The following is a 21,246-nucleotide window of genomic DNA, read 5'->3' on the forward strand; positions in this document are numbered from 1 at the left end:
AAGAATACACTTCTGATGTACAAAAGCAATGTTTAATAGGCCATTATTCGTAAATTTGAAAACCGCATTTACTAAATTTAATCGGAATCCAATCAAAGTTTGTAAACGCTATTACTATTTCCGTAAAGTCATTGAAAACGTGATTAATATATATAAAATAAAACTGTGAGAGGGGAAGAGAAAGCGCTTAATTTTAAATAAAATCAAACCCTTTTACTTTTTTTAACACTATGAACTCATCAAGGGGGGCACCATGAATCAACTAGAATTAGGAAAAGAAATCATTAAAAATATCGGCGGAGAAGAAAATATTAAAGACTTTTATCATTGTGCTACTCGATTACGTTTCATTCTTGTGGATACCAATAAAGCGGACAAAAAGAAGATTGAAAATCTAGAAGGGGTTATAAGCGTCGTAATTAGCGGCGGTCAGTTCCAAGTGATAATCGGAAATAAAGTTAAAGATGTTTATACCGTGATTACTCAAAATATACTAAACAATTTCGGACAATCTGAAGAGAAGGTGGCCGATAATAGAAGTCCAGTTAGTAAACTGATTGATTTAATATCAGGTATCTTTTCACCCGCTTTTGGACTACTAGCCGGAACAGGCTTATTAAAGGGAATCCTCTTACTTGCAACTTTAGCAGGGTTGTCGCAAGAGTCCGGTGCATACATCATTTTAAACGCTGCTTCAGACAGTCTGTTCTATTTTCTTCCAATTGTCTTAGCGATCTCTGCGGCAAGAAAATTTAAGACCGATCAATTTTTGTCGGTCGTTATAGCAGGAGCGCTAGTATACCCAACAATAGTAAGTGCATTTAACGAAGGGAAGAACTTGGATTTCTTTGGTATTCCAGTAGTTCTGGCGCAATACAGCAGTTCAGTAATTCCTATTATATTGGCAGTGTGGATTCTTTCTAAAGTCGAACCTGTTGTTAAGAAGTTTTTACATGAAACTATACAGACTTTTATTACTCCAATGATCTGTTTGGTAATCATGGTGCCATTAACCCTAATTGTAGTTGGCCCCATTTCAACGTTGGTTGGGGATATCCTTGCACAAGGATATTTGTGGATTTATGAGCTGAGCCCTATTGTTTCAGGCATTATTATTGGTGCGTTGTGGCAGGTATTCGTTATCTTCGGATTACATTGGGCATTCATCCCTATTATGATCAATAACTTGTCTAATATGGGCTATGACACTTTAATGGCGATGTGTACACCGGCTGTTGTTGCTCAAGCGGGCGCTGCATTAGGAGTATTTTTACGAAGTAAAGATAAAAAATTCAGGTCATTATCGTTCTCGGCTTTTGTTAGTGGACTCTTTGGAGTTACTGAACCTGCCATTTATGGAGTTACACTAAAATTAAAGAAACCATTTATTATGGGCGTAATTAGTGGTGCCGTTGGCGGAGCGATCATTGGTCTGGCAGGATCCAGGTCGACGATTTTCGGTACGTTGAGTTTTATCACTTTTCCAGCATACTTTGGTAAAGGATTTGCAGCATTTGCGTTTAGTTACTTTTTATCTTTGATCTTAGCCTGTGTTTTAACATATTTCTTTGGCGGGGTCAAAAAATACGATCAAGATAACCAAGTTCATAACAGCAATGCAGAATCTGAATTGAAGCTTGAACCTGTTAATGTTGGGATTGAGAAGGTCATGGCACCAAGTATGGGGGAATTGATCCGATTAGAAGATATTTCGGACGAATCCTTTGCTAGTGGTGCTCTTGGTAAAGGCTTTGGGGTTAAGTCTGATGATGGACTGGTAGTTTCACCTGTAGAAGGAGAGATTTCAACGATTGTTAAATCTCAGCATGCTCTGGTTATTACTTCAACATGCGGTTCTGAGATTTTAATTCATGTGGGTATAAACACGGTTTCGTTGAAGGGTCAAGGTTTCAATGTGATGGTGAAAGAAGGGCAAAAAGTACATGTAGGGGACTCACTTATTTCGTTTGATAAAGATTTCATCACTGAAAAAGGGCTAGATCCTACAGTTATTCTGATTATTACGAACTCATATGATTATCAGAACATTACAGTAAAACACGATCGCAAAAAGGTTAATCCAACCGATGAAATTATACTACTAGATAAATAAGGAGCTAAAAAGATATGAAAAACACATTTCCGAATCATTTTTTATGGGGTGGGGCGATTGCAGCCCATCAAGCTGAGGGTGCATGGAACGTCGATGGTAAAGGGATTAGCGTTGCAGATGTCATAACGGCAGGATCACATCAGAAGAATAGAGAAATTACAGAAGGTATCATCAGTGGTAAATACTATCCTAATCATGAAGGTATCGATCTTTATCATAAATATAAGGAAGATATTTCATTCTTCAAAGAGATGGGTTTTAACTGTCTTAGAACCTCGATCGCTTGGGCTAGAATTTTCCCTAATGGGGATGAGGAGTCTCCTAATGAAAAAGGACTATTGTTTTATGACAACTTGTTCGACGAATTAATAGCAAATGGTATAACTCCTATTATCACCTTATCTCACTTTGAAATGCCGTATCATTTAGTAACGGAGTATGGAGGCTGGCGGAACAAAAAAGTAATCGATTTTTTTGTTAGATATGCTGAAACCGTTTTAAATAGATATAAAAGTAAAGTGAAATACTGGATGACATTTAATGAAATCAACAATATTTACGGTACAGAGAATGAATTTTTCAGCTTTGTGACCGGCGGCTTAAAATATTCAGAAGATGAAAACAAAAAAGAAGTAATGTTTCAGTCAGCTATGAATCAATTAGTTGCAAGTGCTCGAACCGTAAGCATTGCTAAAAAGATTAATCCTGAATTTGAGATGGGGTGCATGCTTGCTTATGTTCCAGTGTATCCATACTCAAGCAAACCGGATGATGTCCTCTTAGCACAACAAGAAATGCAAAGCAGACATTTCTTTTTAGATGTACACTGTCACGGTAATATCCCGAATTACATTGAACTGTCATGGGAGAGAGAAAACATTACAGTAGATGTGTCCGATGAAGAACTGCGTGATCTAAAAAATGGAACGGTCGATTATATCGCAATAAGTTACTATATGTCGAATACAGTTACTACAGAAACTTTGAATAGCGAAACTACATCCTACCAAACAAGCAGTGTAGTAGTCGATAATCCTCACTTATTAGCTAATGAATGGGGATGGCAAATTGATCCGGTAGGATTGCGTTACTCTTTAAATGAATTATATAATCGGTATAGAAAACCGATTATGATTGTTGAAAATGGACTTGGAGCAGAAGATACAGTTATTCCTAACGAAAAAATTATCGATGACTACCGTATTGAATATCTTGCTAATCATATTACAGAGTTGAAAAAGGCAATCCTCATTGATGGGGTTGATGTACTGGGTTACACTACCTGGGGACCTATTGATATTGTGAGTGCAGGAACCGGGGAAATGAAGAAAAGGTATGGTTTTATCTATGTGGATCGAGATGATCAGGGAAACGGATCTCTCTCTAGATCCAAGAAAAAGTCGTTTGATTGGTACTCCAATGTGATAAAAACGAACGGAAAAGACCTTTAATTGAATACGACAGAGATAAGCGTCATATCTCTGTCGTATTTTTGTTTTTAACAAGTAAGGCGTAAAATTACTATATTTCATATGATAAACAAAAAAACAATCCCATTTCCAAGTATTAAATATATGTGTTGAATAATGTGGTAAAGTTTGATTTACTCCCTAGATGGTAATGCTTTTAACAGCAAAATACATTGAAGAATGGTTAATAATTGAACCATCAAGATAAGCCTTATCTTCTTGCAGAGATTATTTAATAGGAGGAAGTTCATGTTAATTTCTGATCGATTAGAACAAACCAAATTTTCACCTTCAGAACAAGCGGTTGTGAAATATTTAAAGGAAAAAAAGCACGCTATTAAACAACAAACAATCAAAGAAGCTGCCAATCAGACCTATACGAATCCAGCTACCTTTATTAAAGTCGCGAAAAAACTGGGATTTAATGGATGGGCCTCTTTAATCGATTCGTACTTGGCTGAGATAGATTATTTAAACTCAAACCTGGATCATATTGATGCTAATATACCCTTTACTGTTAATGACTCAATTATGACAATAGCAAGTAAACTTACACAGCTTTCTGTAGAAACCGTTCAAGATACTCAAAAGCTGATAAACAACGAATCGTTATTAAAAGCAGTACACTTAATGGATCAAGCTTCAGAAATAAAAATATTTACAAACAATAATAACAATTTGATCATACAAGATTTTTGTTTGAAAATGAATCGAATAAAAAAACGTGTAGGCGTGAGTATTTTAAAAGGTGAAGAGAAGTTCGAGGCTGCAAACTGCGACAAAAATGATTGTGCATTACTGATCTCCTATACTGGAGACTCGCCTACACTGATTGATTTAATTCCTATACTGCGCGAGAATCAAGTCCCCATTGTGGCGATCACAAGTATTGGAAATAATATTCTGTCTGAGCTTTCAGACTGCGTGTTAAACATCACAACAAGGGAAAAACTCTACACCAAAATAGGGAATTTTACGACGAATACGGCCATTATCCATTTATTGAACATTATTTATGCAGCTTACTTCTCACTTAGATATGAATCCAATTTAGAGCATTTGATAAAGATATCAAAACTTGCAGATTTTAGACAGTCTTCGCTAGATATCATTAATGAATAGTATGGGCCACTACTCCTAACTCAAATGTAGCCATTTATTGAAAGATCATTTTTAATAATGAAGAAAAAAAGCAGAAATATAGCACCATAAAATGCTGTATTTCTGCTTTTACTTATCACTTCTTAAATAAACTCACGAACTTTATATGCAAGAGCAGGGAAGATAGGCATAAATTCTTTTTTCCATGAGCGTGTTTCGATATTCAGTCCAATTACGCTAACAGAATTGTTAATGTCATCGGCAGCGGTCTGACTGACTTCAGATGCCCCAACCAATGTATTCGTTTTATCAAAAACCAGTGTTAATTTTGCATTATAATCATTCGTTCCAGTATAGAAGAAATCTGGAGTTAGATCATATGTGTTTACAATATAATCAGGGTTATTCAGAGCATCATTCACATTGACGCCAACTTGAGCAATTTGCGGGAAAGTAAATGAAGCTGAAGCGATGACCGGATATTTAATTGGCATTGGGTTTTCGGATTCTAAGTTCTCGCTGAGATATTCACCTTCAAAATGAGCTGTAGAAGTCAATTTTGGGGCAATACGGGGGATCCTTGCTAACGACGTCTCCAGCAGCATATACACCGCTCACATTGGTCTCTAAATAATCACTGACGATAACCGTTAATCTGAAAAGATCGACGGTTTTTGTGTTTAATTCGTTAAACGAACCCTGAGAAGGGAACGGCAATCGGTACATGTTCTTGTCCTCCGACACGCCAATTAGAAGTGTAAAGATGAATGAATAACTTGAGATAAAACATAAATGAACATAAAAGTTAAAAAAATACGCCAATCTTGTCGAGGGACAAGAACATGGTCGCATTGAAGTCGCTATTTAAGCGGCTATTTTATTTTATCGGTACAAGTTCTTGTCCTAAGTCGAGGACACGAACTTGTACCGATTGCCGGAATGGAAAAGAACTTAGTCCGATTACTGTTATATGTTTATCTAACTAAATGTAGTTAAAACCTGAATTCTTCAACATAGAATGCTACTGTTGGCGTGAATTTTTCAAGATGAACTTGAAGTTCAATTTTCCTTTTACTGAATCATGATAAAATAGATTTGTAGAGGAATTTGTTAGACTACGACTTGAGGGGGATAAAATGGAGACAGAGTTGATTTCCATAAGAGAAGAATACGAAGAACTTATTGGCCTAGATTCCAACGCAACAGGGGTTGATAAAAGGCGCAGAGGATTTGCATTCGAGCGATTACTGTATAAGCTTTTTAGTTTTGAACAACTTGAACCGCGCACAGGATACAGACCTTTGGGTGAGCAAATTGATGGCTCCATTTATCTTGACGGACGTATATATCTCCTGGAAGCCAAATGGCATGCAGAGCCACTACCAGCTTCAACCCTATACCAATTCAAAGGTAAGGTCGAAGGTAAGTTGGCAGGTACAATTGGAATATTTATTTCAATGTCAGGATATGCGGAAGACGCCGTTGATGCACTAGTTTTAGGTAAGACGCTGAATATTATTTTACTCGACCAAAGAGACTTAGATGCTGCTATCGCTCGTAGTCTTGGATTTACAAATGTTCTCAAACGTAAGCTTCGTATGGCTGCTGAGGAAGGAGCTATTTATTTCCCTTCTGAAGGTGAGATCGTGACCGCTGAAAAGAAAAAACTCGTAGAGATCGATCTTCTTCATTATGACCCTGTCTCAGGTGGGGTAGTGACTACCCAAGCTATTGATGCAACTACAGCTGATTTATTAATTGTATGCGAAGGTGATACTGACCGTGAAATAATTGCCCTACTATCTGAAAGGATTCTAGGTAAAGCGGGCTCAAATCGGTCAATTAAAATTACTGTTGCAAGGGGCAAGATCACAATTCCCCGTGTAGCGAATGCTTTGTGGAATACTTTTTATTCAGAATCTAAGGTCTTAATCGTGACCGATGGTGATGATGATCCTGTTAGAACAAAAGAAATGTTGCAGAAAGGGCTCGAATTTAACGAGTGGATTGCTGCTATTCCTAATCCTTCTATTGAAGTATGGCTTGACCTCGACGTTAGTCTAATGAAAAAATGTAAATTAGAGCATCGCCTTGAGCAATGTCGACAAGCAGCGAGTAATTTAGAAATTGAAGAATTGCTGAATAGAGATGAGCAGTTTGCTTTATTCTACGATGCAATCCTTGGTAAATGAGAGATATTACTAGGTGATAGAAATACGGAAATACAGCTGCTGTTATCAAACCTTTATAATTTATTCAGATAATAAGAGACGATAATTGAAGGCTGATGCAAAGATGTTCTCAATGCATGTATCTCGCTAATTTTATATTTAAAGGAGTAATACATAATGAAACTATCAAAAGTCAAAGTTCTTAATTTCCGTAACTTAAAATGTATTGATATCAGTTTAAATAGAATTACGATTCTAATCGGTGAAAATAATAGTGGAAAAAGTAATTTACTTAAAGCCATCACACTTCCATTTTTAAACGACGAGGTAGGGAATTTAAGTAAAAAACTAGGATGGCATGACATAAATAATTCAGCTAAGGAAATGTATTTTAACTTTTTAAAGACAAACAAAGAACGAATAGCGAACCAAGAAATAAACTTAGAAGAGTTTATTAAGATTGTGCCCATAGTTACAGTAGATGTATCATTTTCTCCTGATGGATCAGACGAATATTACATTCATAAATGGATTACTGCTATAGATGAAGAAGTGCCACAATACAGTATTCAATATAAGTATGCTGTACAAGATCACCAAAAACTATTAGAACTAGTTACCAATATTCTGATAACGAACTCATCCATTGATAATATAAAAATGAACCTTTTACCCATTGAGTTTTACAAATATACGATACAAGTACCTCTTACAGAAGATCCAGTATCTTTTAGTGATCTTAATAATTTCAAATATAACTCCCTTGCTGCGGAGAGAGACGATTTTTCAATTAAGAATAACCAGTTAGGTTCTAGAGCTTTAGTGAATTTATTACAAAACAAGCTTAGTGATGAGCAGAAGGTAGCTGTAGAAAAATCTTATGAGGACTTTTTCTCAGATCTCAAGCACATCAGTAAATTAGAGGGAGTTTTTAATTGGCAAGAAGATTCTGCCTTAGAGAACGCAAAAGACTTTTTCAAAGAAATTACATTGCTCCCGAATATGCCAAGTATGGGTTCATTATTGAACAATCTAAGACTCGGTTTTGGCGAAGAATATTTGAATACTCAAGGATTAGGTTACCGCAACTTAATTTATTTGCTGGTGATGATAAATTCTTTAAAAGTACATACCGACAGTGCTTTAAATATATTAACAATTGAGGAGCCTGAGGCACATTTATGTGTCAGTAATGAGCATCTCCTTGCCAGTTTTTTTAATTCGATTTTGAATTCGAGTAGTGACTTACAGTTGTTTCTCTCAACACATAGCACAGAATTTATTAATAAACTTGAACTACAAAACGTTGTTGTTTTAGCAAATGGATCTGCATTTTCTTTAAAGGACACAATTACCCTGCAAGAATTGAACTATTTAGCCAAAAAGCCTAACTTAGATTTTCTAAAGTTTCTTTTCTCTAGAAATTGCATTTTAGTAGAGGGGCCAACTGAAGAGATGCTTATAAAGGCATATCTGAGTTCTAATGCTAATTCCTTGTACGATATAGAGGTTATAGCGTTGCATAAAGGGTTCACTAAGATGTTGGACATTTGGCTTAAAATAAACCAGTGTACTACCAGTAGAATAGGAATTATTAGGGATTTTGATGACCAGCCAAATGCACAAATAAATCATGAAAGATATAATGAATATTCAAACATATATGTAACGACAACAACTGAATATACTCTAGAACCAGAGTTCGTAAAAACGAGCACTAATTTTAAGAAAATGAATGAGTATTTCACCCAAAATCACGGGTGGGAGAAGTGCACAACCCCTGAGGAGTTATCAGAACTTTGGAGATCGGCAAAGGCTTCTACTATGTTGAGGTTTTGTAGGGATTTCGGTAAAAATGAGCTTACCAATATAGTGCTACCTAAGCACATAGCTAATGTTCTTGAATTCTTAAAAAGTGGAGAGAAAAAATGAATATAATAGTTGCTGGAGCTGGGGCTGGGAAAACAACCTCTATGGCTAGTCATATTCTGAACCGGTTAGAAGAAGTTGAGGATGGCATGATACTCTACGTAATTACTTACACTAATTCTGCAAAGAATAAAATTAGAGAATTAATTATTGAGAATAAAGGAATCATCCCAAAACAATTACGAATTGAAACCATCCATGCTTTCCTTCTCCATGAAGTCATTTACCCATTTCATCATTTACTATTCGAAGGACATTTTAATAGTGTTTCATATATAAATTTACCTACAAATAGAGCATTCTCTGCTGGGAAATTAAAGGAACTGAAACAAAATAATTCTATCCACGTAGAGAAAGTGACGGAAACGGCTAAATGGATTCTGTGCAAAAAGACTGGTGACAATAAGTTAATTAAAGAGAAACGAGAAAAAATCATCAATACCATTTCAAGATATTTAGATTGTGTTTATATTGATGAGGCTCAAGACATGGATGAACATATGACTCAGATCGTCAAACTTTTAGATAATAAAGGGTTATATATATTCTTAATTGGAGATCCGAAGCAAGACTTACGTGGTCGTAATTTTTTCTCAAATTTGCTCATACAACATCAAGAAGCGGTGGTCTATGAACCTACGAATCATAGAAGTCCAATATCACATGTTAATTTCTCGAATCATTACATTCCTTTTGAACAAAAGCAAATTCCACTATCTAAAATAGAAGGGGAAATTAATTTTGTGTTCGAAAAAGAGATTATATCAAGCGAAGATTTCTTTAATAACCAAAATTGGGATAGGATTTATATATATCAAAAAAACAATCGATTTAACACTCATGAAAAAGATAAAGCTAACAATCATAATTTGATTTTTGAACTCGATAAACTAATTTCTAGAACAACTGATAATGAGAAAGACAGAAAATTAATTCAGTATGAATTGCTAAAAGACATTTTCTCTAGACTAAAAGATTCCAACAATTACGAAATATTATTACTTATAGAGAAAGTTTTAAATTTGAAATTGAACTCACAAGACAAAGCCAAAATACATGATTCATTGAAGATTGCTAATGAAAACTCCCATTCACCAGGTATTTTGGTAAACTCAATTGACTCTGTAAAAGGACTAGAAGGAGAAAAGTGTTTATTCATTGTAACTACAGAAGTTGCAGAGTATTTGCTTGGTATAAAAAAAGATCAGAATAAAATGATGAATTATCTATATGTAGCTCTCACAAGATCAAAGAGAGATCTTGTACTATTTATTACCCTAGAGGTACATCTGAAATATACAATCCAAAACTGGGAGGCCTTTTTTTCTTGTAAAAAAATAAGTAAATACATCTCAGTTCCATTAGTCCCCTTGGAAGATCACTTTAAATAACATGAAGGGAAAAATACAAGGGTTAATTGTACGATCAAAAAAATCATACAGAGGAAGTGTTAATTTGATTAAAGAATACATAATACCCAATATTTCTATATATCTGGATTTGATAAGAACTAATGATTTTAACAATTATATATTCAGAGGACAAAACGAAGCTTACAATGGAATTCAAGCAAGTGGTTTAAGATCATATTCAGGTGGCGCTGAAGTAAGTAAATATTATGATATTGAGGGTATGAAAAGGCAATTCTATAATAAAGTGGTTAGAAAAATATCAGAAGACGAGAAACAATATTTTTTAGCATTTTGCCAACATCATGGTTTACCTACAAATTTGGTTGACTTCACTACCTCTCCTTTGGTCGCTCTATTCTTTGCTTGTTACGGAAAAAACCAACTTACTAGTAATGAAGCAGAGATCTATCTTATTAATAAGAAAAAGTTAATTGATATTACTCCATTACTACTGCAGAATGAAAATTTCTTTGAATTGTTAATTCAAAATAAAGATGCCCAATTAAAGTTGTTTTCCAATTTACAAAAAATGTTTGCGAATCAAGCTCATGAATTACCAAATTATATTAACAAACTGATCGAATGCTATGAATTAAACAATATAGATATCGATGGTGAGGAGCTGACTGAGAGTGAAGATATGGATGAAGAATTCTTAGAGGATGATTATGACAATCTAATAAAACTCACTGATTTAAAAGGGAAAAATGACGTTATTGAACTTTATTACTTTCTCGCTAATGAGATTTATGACGAAAATATTACTCATGGGGAAGTATATTACTTAAATAATCCAGAGTATTATTCTAATGAGGAACTGGGTATAAGAGTCTTTTTTGCTTTACTAATTAATTTGCTTCAGCTCCAATATAGAAACATTGATAAGCCTCTTAAGCTGGATCTTAATGTTTACTTCACTTATCAGCCTCCAGATCTTTTTGATAGAATTGTTAATCAAAAGGGAATGTTCATTTACCAATTATATTTGTCAAAATCGGATGAACATAATAAACATAGAACGCTACGTTTTCAATCTATAAAACCGGATTTTATAATTAAGATTCAGAATCATCAGGCAATTTTAAATGAACTTAACTTATTAGGAATAAATATCGAAAGTATTTATGGAGATTTTGATAACATTGCTAATTCGATTAAATTTAATCAACAGTATACTTTGAATACTTAAAACGAAATTTGTTTTTTCTGTAACCAGATGATGAATAAATTTTGAACCGTCAATAACACTCACTATCTTAAAAAAAGGAGTTAAAACTAGTGAGCATAGATAATATAAGTCAGGTAAATATTAGGCTTCTCTTGGGATTCAACGATTTGAGTGGATTGAGCAGAATGTAGTCGGCAAGTTCGTTGCAACTAAACAGTTCAATATGAAAAACCATGAACTGTATGAGCTACTAGATAGTCCTGGTGTGCTCCCTAAGACTGTCCAAATTAAGTGGAATAGGTTAAATGAGTTGGAACAGCACTCACTGTCTCACGATACTTTCAGAGGAAATCGTCGTTTAGTTACAAACTCAAAAAGTTGTTGTCAAAGACAAGCGCATATTCCTGTCAAAAGTCGCTATTTTAGCGGCTTTTTTATGTTATCGGTCTTAAAAGCTGAAGGGTGGATTATTTTCAAGAGACCAGCTTTACTGACTGCAGATGGAACTAATAAACTATAGTTCCAATTCATGAGTGAGTACCTTCACCTTAGCGGCTTGTTCTGATAGCAACAACCCAGAAAATTAGAAATCGGGTGCTAATGGCGGTTCTACTACATTAAATAATGATGGGGGAAACCTGGTCGGTCTGAACAAAAAGTACTTGCTAAGTTTGAAAAGAGAACAAAAGATACTCTGGGTACAAAGATGAATATTAGAACTCAACTCTTCTGACGATCACAAACAAAAGCTAACTGAAATTGTCTGCCGGAGAAGGAGTTGTTACTGTTGGGAGTTCAAATGATGGAGAAGCTGATATAACTTTGTATGATTTGAATGCATCACTACATCATTTGCCTAATATAAATATTTACCTCTTGCATAAAGAACGTATGTTCGATTTATAATATATACAAACATACGTTCTTAAAGTACAGGAGTGATTTCAATGTTGGCTAAGCAGCGAACCATTATGCTGATCGATATGCAGTCGTTTTATGCTTCAGTCGAAAAGGCAAAAATGCCTCAATACAAAAATAGACCACTCGCAGTCGCAGGCGATTCAGCAAGGCGTTCTGGTATTATTCTTGCCGCTTGTCCACTGGCCAAAGCTAAAGGTGTATCTACCGCGGAACAACTTTGGCAGTCTCTTCAGAAGTGTCTGGAACTGATCATTGTGAAACCACACATGCAAGAATACATCGAAGTATCCACTCAAATCATGTCCATTATTGAGGAGTTCACCGATCTGGTTGAACCGTACAGCATAGACGAATTATTCGCTGATTTTACAGGGTCTATACATCTATTCGGTAATGATCCAATCGATTTAGCCAAGCAAATTCAAGACAATATCTATAATGAAACAGGTGTTTACGCGAGAGCTGGCATTGGTGAAAACAAAATCATCAGTAAATTGTGCTGCGATATGATTGCTAAAAAAGCAGAGGGGGGCATTTTCCACTTAAAGAAAGAGGAGTTACACCTTCACATTGGAGATAAGCCCATCCGCGATATGTGGGGGATTGGCTCCAGAATGGAAAAACATTTGTGGAAAATGGGCATCCGAACCATTAGAGACCTGGCGAATACACCTCTTTCCAAACTAAGAAGTAAGTGGGGCGTTAATGGAGAGGTCATCTGGCGAGTCGCAAATGGACTGGACCACTCGCCAGTGACCGTCAACACACACAGTACACAAAAGGATATTGGAAATGGTATGACGCTGCCTAAAGACTACACAGAAGCATGGGAGATCGAAGTGGTCATCCTCGATATCTGTACAGAAGTGTGTAGAAGAGCCCGCAAAAAGGGGCTGATGGGTAGTGTCGTTTCCGTGAGTGTGTCTGGAGCTGATTTTGACCATCCAACGGGTTTTCACAGGCAGTTTAAACTATCTGATCCTACAAACATAACTGTTGATGTGTGCAAGATAGCCAAACGCATATTTCATCAACACTGGGATGGGCAACCTGTACGCCGTGTAGGCGTTTCCCTTTCTCAATTATCCAACGCGGATACATTTCAACTATCGTTTTTTGATGATCAAGAGCAGAAACGCGCAATTGATCAGGTGATGGACGACATTAAGGATCGATTTGGCGATATTGCCATTCTACGAGCGAGCTCTATTACGGCTGCCGGTCAAGCGATAGATAGAGCATCTAAAATTGGGGGGCATTACAAATGAGTAAAAAACTGGAAGCCAATGGATTATGGGAATCGAGCCGCATGATGCTTCCACAACATAAAGAACGAATTATACAGCATCGTACTCAAATTCATTATCAAGTAAGACCTATAGTCCTTGAAGATGAGTGGGAGATTATTGCACAAAATATAGATATGTCGCTTAACTATACGTTGCAAGCCACCATTGAAGTGTTTAATGAGTCGGACAATCGGTATTTACACGGGATCGTCACTTCAGTCAGTACCTTTGGAAAGAAAATCAAAATTGAAATGGATAATGGATTTGAATGGGTCGATTTTGATCAATTGGTCACTGTAAAGCTTGAAGAAGGAGGGGTGTACGGTGAGACAGACTTCTGAGGAACTTGCACTCGTGAAGAGGCTGGTAGAGCTCCCGTATCTTTTAGGTGCTCTGGAGGTAGATAAGCATAAAATATACGCTTCAAACTTTAAGATGAAATCTGTGTACGTTGACTACCTGGACGGTACCCAAAAGAAAATTGCCTTAGAGATGTACAAATCAAAACAAAGATTAAATGAACAGCATATTAAAATCATTGATGAAAAGAGATCCGAGCTGAGTTTAACAGTTAATTATTCCGTAAGAGGTTACATTCATAAAATGACACTATTGTGGAGCAAAGTAAAAGTGGATGTAACCTTAATGCTTACTGAACATATGAACGTTGATATTACTGATATGCCCAGTTAAACATGGAGTTAGAGCAGAATACGGTATATAACGACATAGGGTGGATATAATACAATTATAACCATTGTTTTCTTCTCCCCATTGAGTAGACCGACCTTTGAAGTTGAAAGGGTCGGTATTTTTTGTTTAATTTGACATTCAATTATTATGGAAGTGTGTCATTTGCATATGAACTGTGTTATTCTTTGGGTAAATTGCCTCCCTTCATATCTGAGGTCAGGAAGAAGTTTCGAATGAAGAGTTTGCTACTTTAGATGAAGAAAATCAAGAACTGATTACCACATTAAATTATCTCTATGGGGGAGATTAAAATTAGTAAAACGAATGAAGAGTTTATTAAACAACAGCGAGTTGGCGACCTCCCGAAAGTGAAACTCATGGCTCCTTCGTCAGATGGTGGTCCTGATCGCGAAGTGACCGTTGTTTACCAGCGAAAGGCAAACTATGGTACGCCGTCATTCCTCAAACATAAATAAACGATTTCTAATGAAAAGCCAGCGCTTAAATGCTGGCTTTATTCTTTATATGTGACAAAAAAATGTATCAACAGTCTTGTTAATGTTTGCCTCAACCAATCTCACTTTGAAATAGAAAGCTTTTCAACATAACAATTCTTAATTACAGAATAATAGTTTAATACATGATGAATTAGTATAGAACGTAAACAAAATTAGAAGTTTTGAATGAATTTGTAACGTTCAAGCAGGTGTGGACCACCTAATTTCAGGACTCATTTAGCTTGATAAAATAATGCTAGGTGAAAGGCAACAACAATTGCTTAGTTGAATTGAATTCTACAAGTTAAAATGAATAATTTAGTACGCTTAAAAACGTTGGATTGGATGTTCTGCTCAATAATGGGGGATTAGATTATCAGCCAGTACTCCATAGCAGAAATATCTTCATACAGTTGGCATATTAAACCATATGAAATGAGAGGAATTACGTAGATACAGATAGACGCATTTATCCATATATTGAAACCAACTTCCGATACTCACTACTATTTACTTTGAATAAAATATACAGAAATAGTCAATACCACTCACTAATCTGCTAAGGCAAAGGAGAATAGATTAGTGAGCATAGAAAAAATCGTTCATTTTGTTCAATCATCAAACTATGAGCAAATGCACAGTTCAGGTGAAAAAGTACAATTGCTGAGACAAGCGATTGGTGAATATCAATCATCCCTTGGACTTCAGAGACTTGAGTGGACAGAACAAAATGTTGTTGGCAAATTTATTGTAACTAAAGAGTACGATCTGAAAAATCATCAATTGTTTGATTTATTTGATAATCATGGTGTTCTAACTAAGGTGGTCCGAATTAAATTTAACAAACTAAATGAGTCAGAGAAATTATCACTTCAAGAATTTTGTACAGCTAGCAACCAATACTTAAGATTTTCTCCGATTAGAGCTAATAGTGGCCACAGAGAAGAGGAACTCTGTGCTTATAGGAAGAACATCACAAAAAACAACATATACTGGCTTTTAGATCAATGGAAACATTATAAAAGGATTTACTCTAGCTTTGTTGAACAGTGGGAATCCATACGTAATCTCGTACTTAAGGAAATGCTACGAAAGGACCAGCACAAAGTAACCTTACCTATAGGGAGGCTAAGTGTAGTAACTCCAAATCCATACATTGATGCTGATGCTGCATATAGGCTAGGAGGGAAGAATCTGATACAACGAAGTGGAAAGATTGATATGGAGCAAGTAAAATTATATGCAGCTAGAAGATACTTCTCATTATCACAAGTGTATGAGCTTCTATATGTTCAGAACATTCAAACGAAATATTTGCTTTTAACACTAACGAGTGAGCGTAATATGATGGAGGGACTAGTACAGCAGAATAGTCGATACTCATGGATTAATTTACAAAGTGAAGCATCGTGGAAGGAATAAATTTGAAACACAAAAAAGCCGATGTCAGAGACATCGGTTTTTCTGTGTTAACTATCGAAAAATTCAGATAAGAGCATGTTAACCTTTTTTAAATCGGAAGATTTCATAGGCCAAAGCTTCTCATTGATCTCGTTTAGCAATTTCTCTTTATCATTGTTTCCAATCTTAACATACTTGCTGTAATAAAAAAGTTCATGGACATTGACTTGAAGAGCGTCCGCAATTTTTTGAAGATTTAACAAGGTGATATTTTTCTCTGCACGTTCAACGCCCCCAATGTAGGAGAAGTGAAAACCAGCCATTTCGCCTAATTCTTCCTGAGAATATCCTTGTTTTTTCCGTAATTCGCGAACACGTTGTCCTACTAATCTTAAAACAGGTTCGTTCATTGCCACACCTCTAAATTCAGTCTAAACAATGGGAAACCTTCGATACATTAATGTATATAGATTATTTTTGTAAAATGATAAGTTTATATATTAATTTGAGTGGGCATAAATAATAAGGGAGGTGGAGAGGATGGATGAAAGACTCAAAGCAGGGATTGAAATTGCTATGGTAACTGCAGAAGGAATTTTGTTTGACGGAAGAATGTATACCAATCGAGAAGTGATCAAAAAGAAGTGGTTTGTTTTGGCTAGAGAACAAGGAGAGTGGAAGATTCCTATTGTTCATATCAAAGACTATCACGAAGCAATTCTAATCATTTCGTTAAAATATCAAGAAGTCAGTGTCGCTACATGGGTGAGCTTAGAAAAGAGAAACGTAAAGGATGTGGATGATTACCATGATCAATTGAACCAACTAAAGCAACTTAAGAAAAACATTACAAAACAGATTAACTAATCATACCAAAACAAAAAAAGGTCTTGTTCAAAGAGAACAAGACGTAAGTAATAAGTGTAAGTCAATCAATTAGACTCGACAATATAAAGTACTTCTCTAGTGAATCCATATTACGTTGAGCCAATTGTTGTTTCATATTGCGGACAGTATTCGTTGCTGCGTATTGAACTCCAAATGAATGGGTGAGCTGGCGTACAGTAACTTCTGAGGCACCAAATTTCAAAGCATACTTCTTAACCATAGCTTGAATCGCACGTTTTGAAATTCGTTTACCTTGTGTTTCACCGTTAGGTTTTGCCAAGAATAACGCTCGCTCACCTGACTGAGGAGAATACGTATCAATTCTAACTTTTAAGTAATCGTATAGATAGGTTTTGGCATTATTACCAAACATAATTCGGTGTTTCGTTCGTACGCTAGCTTGCTGCCTTGTCACGATAACGTAGCCGTCCTGAAGACTAATATCATCCAGATCCAAATTGACAATATCACTTACCATGACTCCAGACTCTAAGAGTAAGGTAACGATACTGACATCACGAGCTCGATTCTGGTTATGGAACCACTGGGCTTGTACATTATTTTGTTCTATTACGCCTTCCTGCACAAACTTAACAAATGCAGGAATTTCATTGAGACGTAAGACCTTGTTCTGTAACTGACGTGCGACCTCCATATTATTGCTAGGTCGTTCCATGATGAAAGTAGCGAAAACATTACGTTTCAAAATAGGAGTTTTGTTATGCTCAAATCTCAAATGAAGATAGGTAAACAATGATCGCAACGAATGAATTTTACGAACCAGGGACTTATATTGCAGATTTCTAGACGTTGTCAAGTAATCTGAGAATTCTTGCACGTGTTCACGCGTTATATCATTGAACATGTCTAGGGTAAGTTCTTTTTCGGTAGTAACGAACGGCCACAGATTTGGTGCGATCCAGCCAAAAAAAATACGAAAATCTCGGGTGTATTCTAACAAAGAAGAAGGAGACCGATCACAGTCTAGCTTATGTTCAATGAAACATTTTACGGCTAAAGGTAACTCGTCAATGAGCTCGGATAGCATGGCTAAATCTCTGGATTCTTGTACTTTCATAAATACGGACACCTTCCTTAGTCTCTTTTCAAGATGTGTGCCCAATACACCTTGGTTTAATACGTTCATGATGAAATTTCGTCGGTTAAATTACTGTTTTGAAGATTAATTTTTAGCAAGGATTCGAGAGGGGCATCCAAAACTTGTAACAGCAGATACAAGTTGTATGCACTGATCACATGCCTTCCCCGCTCAATATTGGCAAGGGACGAACGAGCAAGATGATAGTCCTGACATAACTCTTCTTGCGTTTGCTTTTTTAATTTGCGAAGATCCCGAAGCCGCTCACCTAACCATTTATAAAATTCTTCTTCTGACATATAGAATTCTCTCCCTCTATCATTCTATTACTTCTTAGTATGTTCATAGAAAGGCAAGTTTTATACATGCATGTGTATAAAAACTTGAATTTTTGTTTATACAGGAAAACAAATCTAAAGGGGTAACTTATGATGAGTAAAAACGAATTCATGAAGTACCAGCCCATCAAGGTACTTCGAAGTAAAAAATATGGAAACAACTATTGGACCCCGCGTGGAAATAAAGTCGATAAGCGCATCGTCGAACTATATAGTGATCTGGAATACGATCATTGGCTTCTGGTTGATGCGGACCCTGAAGTCATCACATATTGTGAGCAACCATTGGAAATTTCCTACGTTTTAAATGGCCAACTTCGTACTTCTATTTTTGATATGTGGATCTTAAAAAAGGGTGGGGCGGAAATTTTTGTGGAAGTCAAATACAAGATGGAACTGACATCTAAACTTCCAAAACATGCGAGAACTCAACGGCAAATTGAAGCACAACGAGAATGGTGCCGAATGAATAATAAACATTACGTGGTTCGTACAGAAGAGGATGTAAGAAAGGGCCGTCACTCAATTGAGAACAGAACATCCTTATGTATGGCAGTAGTCAATAGTAAGAAGCCCGTTTATTCAAATGAAGTACTTTATTTTATTCCGTTTAAAGGGATAACAATTAAAGAAATAGTACAAGAGTTGCCTCGTCTTCCTGTAGGGGAGATACTTTTAACCCTAAAATGGCTTCTATATGAGGGAAAGATCAAAGCAAACATGGAAGATCAACTTATCGGATTTGAAATGGAGGTTTGGAGACAATGAGCAGATCGAGAATATATGAGCAGGACGGATTAGAACCCGACCAAGCTAATCCTGAACTGTGGCCCTCTGTAGATGAGAATGTACTCAATGAAACTGCCCATACAGTGTATATACAACGTAAAAACGCGGTTTTAATGTATTTCCGGAGGGACAGTTTAGATAGTATTCAACATACGACCGGAGTTTCTCCTCGAAATTTGAGAAGATTAGTTCAAAGATGTATTCAATACGATCAAGATGGAGTTGTTTTAGGTTTCCGAGGTTTGATTCCTCAGAAAAATGTAAAAAAGTACGAGTTGGATTTATTAAGTCAAAAAAGAAATAAAGATCAGAAGACCGGGGAATTCAACCGTTTCTTGGAATTGCATCCGGATATTAAAGACATGGTAGAAGATTTATATTTAGGTAGAAAAACACGTTCACTAGAGCCTGTTATGAAGGTGAAGCATATCCACAAGCGCTTTGTGGATCAGTGCCGTGAAAGGGGATTAACTCTCTATGAGTACCCTTTAAATACAAAATGGATGGGGTATAAGGCTCTACAACGTTACATTAAACAAATAGCTGAGCAAAATTTTAGGAAGGCTGCTGCGCGCTATGGTAAAGATTCATTTCAAAGAGCAAACCGCGTAGGGGAGGAGGATCAAAACCAACTCTCAAACTTATTCCCGTTTCAGAAAGTTCAGTTTGACGCCCATCGGATTGACGGTTTTTTTACTGTAGATATCGATACACCAGATGGAGATCCTATGACCTTGACGCTTGAACGTTTCTGGATTCTTACCATCATTGATGTGAGTACTCGCAGCATTTTAGGATATTCTGTTTCACTGAATAGAGAGTATGGTGGAAGTGACGTAATGCACTGCGCTCGTAATGCAATTATGCCACATCAACAGCTTGATTTGACAATCCCAGGCCTAAGTTATCATCCTCCTGGTGGTTTTCCATCAGAAAAGTTTCCTGAGTTAGAGTGGGCAGTGTGGGATGTAATGTGTTTAGATAACGCCAAATCTCACTACGCTAAAATGGTGCAGGATCGACTCACAAATTTAATTGGATGTACTCCGAACTTTGGTCCTGTGGCACTTCCTATGAGAAGAGGTGTAATTGAGAGATATTTTAAAACTTTAGCTGAGAACCTGTTTCATCGGTTACCGAATACAACGGGTAGCGGTCCGGATGACCCAAGAAGAAACAATCCTGAAAAGAACGCTCTTCGTCTAAACATCACATACGAACATTTATTGCAGCTCATTGATGTAATGATTTCAAATTACAACGGTACACCTCATGGAGGGATTTATCATCAAACGCCCCTTGAACTTCTTGAAAAAAGGATACAACTAAGAGGCTTACTACCAAGGCGCCTGGAAGAAGAGAAACGATCGGAGATGTTGTTTATGCAAACCCAAATAAATCGAACCGTAAGAGGTTCTCTAGTGAGTGGAAGAAAGCCCTACATTCAATATGAAGGCGTAGAATATCGAAGCGAAAAGCTCGCTAACTCTGCCCATCTAATAAAGCACGAGCTAGTTCTACATGTAAATGTTGATGATCTGCGTACTTTAAAAGCTTTTCTTCCTGACGGCAGTGAATTCGGTTATTTAACTGCTTGTGGGAGATGGTCACTTACTCCTCATTCCTTGCAAACTAGACGTGCGATCAATTCATTAGTTCAGCGGAAGCTAATTCATTATACAACTTGGGACGACCCTATCTTCGTGTACACTGATTATCTCTTGAGTAAAGAAAATACTAAGAAATCAATAAATAAAATTACTCAAGTGAAAGAGGTAAGTAAACAAAAGCCAACAGATGGAGCGGAGGAACAAACAAAAGCATTAGAAGAAGCAAGAGCACAACATGAATTGTTAGACAAAGTTCGAGAAGAACAAATCAACAGGGAAAAGATCAATGAGATGGATAATTATGAGCGCTTACTAAAACAATTCAAGACAAAGATGTATTGAGATAAGGAGAATATGA

Annotated in this window: 18 protein-coding genes; 14 read left to right on the forward strand and 4 right to left on the reverse strand. The window is 36.3% G+C overall.

Annotation, left to right across the window (positions count from 1 at the left end; genetic code table 11):
- Window positions 1–253 precede the first annotated feature (253 nt).
- The 3 genes from CS562_RS03995 to CS562_RS04005 all read left to right on the forward strand — a co-directional run bounded on the left by CS562_RS03995 (window position 254) and on the right by CS562_RS04005 (window position 4,704).
- Window positions 254–2,113 (forward strand): beta-glucoside-specific PTS transporter subunit IIABC, encoded by a 1,860-nt coding sequence (locus CS562_RS03995; RefSeq protein ID WP_099853796.1) that lies wholly within the window; start codon window positions 254–256, stop codon window positions 2,111–2,113.
- A gap of 14 nt (window positions 2,114–2,127) precedes the next feature.
- The gene (locus CS562_RS04000) at window positions 2,128–3,564 is read left to right on the forward strand and encodes a 6-phospho-beta-glucosidase (protein ID WP_099853798.1); all 1,437 of its coding nucleotides are present in this window, start codon (window positions 2,128–2,130) and stop codon (window positions 3,562–3,564) included.
- 267 nt (window positions 3,565–3,831) lie between these two features.
- Window positions 3,832–4,704 carry a MurR/RpiR family transcriptional regulator gene (locus CS562_RS04005; RefSeq protein ID WP_099853800.1) on the forward strand — a complete coding sequence of 291 codons (873 nt, stop codon included), beginning with the start codon at window positions 3,832–3,834 and terminating at the stop codon, window positions 4,702–4,704.
- A 122-nt stretch (window positions 4,705–4,826) separates the two neighbouring features.
- On the opposite strand, the gene CS562_RS04010 is transcribed toward CS562_RS04005, so the two are convergent.
- A complete protein-coding gene (locus CS562_RS04010) occupies window positions 4,827–5,288 on the reverse strand; it encodes a hypothetical protein (protein WP_099853802.1) in 462 nt (153 codons plus the stop codon).
- Window positions 5,289–5,819: 531 nt separating this feature from the next.
- On the opposite strand from CS562_RS04010, the gene CS562_RS04015 reads away from it, so the two are divergent.
- From CS562_RS04015 to CS562_RS04050, 8 genes are all read left to right on the forward strand, one after another.
- On the forward strand, window positions 5,820–6,875 hold the full coding sequence (locus tag CS562_RS04015) for a TOPRIM nucleotidyl transferase/hydrolase domain-containing protein (protein ID WP_099853804.1): 1,056 nt from the start codon (window positions 5,820–5,822) through the stop codon (window positions 6,873–6,875).
- Window positions 6,876–7,031: 156 nt separating this feature from the next.
- Window positions 7,032–8,786, forward strand: coding sequence for an ATP-dependent nuclease (locus CS562_RS04020; RefSeq protein ID WP_099853806.1), 1,755 nt, complete (start codon window positions 7,032–7,034; stop codon window positions 8,784–8,786).
- Window positions 8,783–10,174 carry a UvrD-helicase domain-containing protein gene (locus CS562_RS04025; protein ID WP_099853808.1) on the forward strand — a complete coding sequence of 464 codons (1,392 nt, stop codon included), beginning with the start codon at window positions 8,783–8,785 and terminating at the stop codon, window positions 10,172–10,174. Before CS562_RS04020 ends, CS562_RS04025 begins: the two co-directional genes overlap by 4 nt.
- A 64-nt stretch (window positions 10,175–10,238) precedes the next feature.
- Complete coding sequence (locus CS562_RS04030) at window positions 10,239–11,384, forward strand: FRG domain-containing protein (RefSeq protein ID WP_180287020.1); 1,146 nt, start codon at window positions 10,239–10,241, stop codon at window positions 11,382–11,384.
- A gap of 926 nt (window positions 11,385–12,310) precedes the next feature.
- On the forward strand, window positions 12,311–13,552 hold the full coding sequence (locus CS562_RS04035; RefSeq protein WP_099853812.1) for a DNA polymerase IV: 1,242 nt from the start codon (window positions 12,311–12,313) through the stop codon (window positions 13,550–13,552).
- Window positions 13,549–13,914, forward strand: a complete 366-nt coding sequence (locus tag CS562_RS04040) for a YolD-like family protein (protein ID WP_099853814.1) — start codon at window positions 13,549–13,551, stop codon at window positions 13,912–13,914. Before CS562_RS04035 ends, CS562_RS04040 begins: the two co-directional genes overlap by 4 nt.
- Complete coding sequence (locus CS562_RS04045) at window positions 13,898–14,266, forward strand: YhjD family protein (RefSeq protein WP_099853816.1); 369 nt, start codon at window positions 13,898–13,900, stop codon at window positions 14,264–14,266. The genes CS562_RS04040 and CS562_RS04045 overlap by 17 nt, the downstream gene beginning before the upstream one ends.
- A 1,079-nt stretch (window positions 14,267–15,345) precedes the next feature.
- Window positions 15,346–16,185 carry a hypothetical protein gene (locus tag CS562_RS04050; RefSeq protein ID WP_099853818.1) on the forward strand — a complete coding sequence of 280 codons (840 nt, stop codon included), beginning with the start codon at window positions 15,346–15,348 and terminating at the stop codon, window positions 16,183–16,185.
- A gap of 47 nt (window positions 16,186–16,232) precedes the next feature.
- On the opposite strand, the gene CS562_RS04055 is transcribed toward CS562_RS04050, so the two are convergent.
- Window positions 16,233–16,574, reverse strand: a complete 342-nt coding sequence (locus CS562_RS04055) for a helix-turn-helix domain-containing protein (protein ID WP_099853820.1) — start codon at window positions 16,572–16,574, stop codon at window positions 16,233–16,235.
- A 130-nt stretch (window positions 16,575–16,704) separates the two neighbouring features.
- Here CS562_RS04055 and CS562_RS04060 point away from each other — a divergent pair, with 130 nt between their 5' ends.
- A complete protein-coding gene (locus tag CS562_RS04060) occupies window positions 16,705–17,031 on the forward strand; it encodes a hypothetical protein (protein ID WP_099853822.1) in 327 nt (108 codons plus the stop codon).
- A 61-nt stretch (window positions 17,032–17,092) separates the two neighbouring features.
- Here the strand turns inward: CS562_RS04060 and CS562_RS04065 are convergent, their stop codons facing one another.
- Window positions 17,093–18,130, reverse strand: coding sequence for a tyrosine-type recombinase/integrase (locus tag CS562_RS04065; protein WP_180287021.1), 1,038 nt, complete (start codon window positions 18,128–18,130; stop codon window positions 17,093–17,095).
- A gap of 65 nt (window positions 18,131–18,195) precedes the next feature.
- Window positions 18,196–18,450, reverse strand: coding sequence for a helix-turn-helix domain-containing protein (locus tag CS562_RS04070; protein ID WP_099853826.1), 255 nt, complete (start codon window positions 18,448–18,450; stop codon window positions 18,196–18,198).
- Window positions 18,451–18,582: 132 nt separating this feature from the next.
- Here CS562_RS04070 and CS562_RS04075 point away from each other — a divergent pair, with 132 nt between their 5' ends.
- Entirely contained in the window at window positions 18,583–19,257 is a 675-nt protein-coding gene (locus CS562_RS04075; RefSeq protein ID WP_180287022.1) for a TnsA endonuclease N-terminal domain-containing protein, read from the forward strand.
- Window positions 19,254–21,230: a hypothetical protein gene (locus CS562_RS04080; protein WP_099853830.1), complete on the forward strand. Its 1,977-nt coding sequence runs from the start codon at window positions 19,254–19,256 to the stop codon at window positions 21,228–21,230. Before CS562_RS04075 ends, CS562_RS04080 begins: the two co-directional genes overlap by 4 nt.
- Window positions 21,231–21,246 lie beyond the last annotated feature (16 nt).

It is taken from the genome of Paenibacillus sp. LK1 (genome assembly GCF_002750415.1).
Classification (GTDB): Bacteria; Bacillota; Bacilli; order Paenibacillales; family Paenibacillaceae; genus Paenibacillus; species Paenibacillus taichungensis.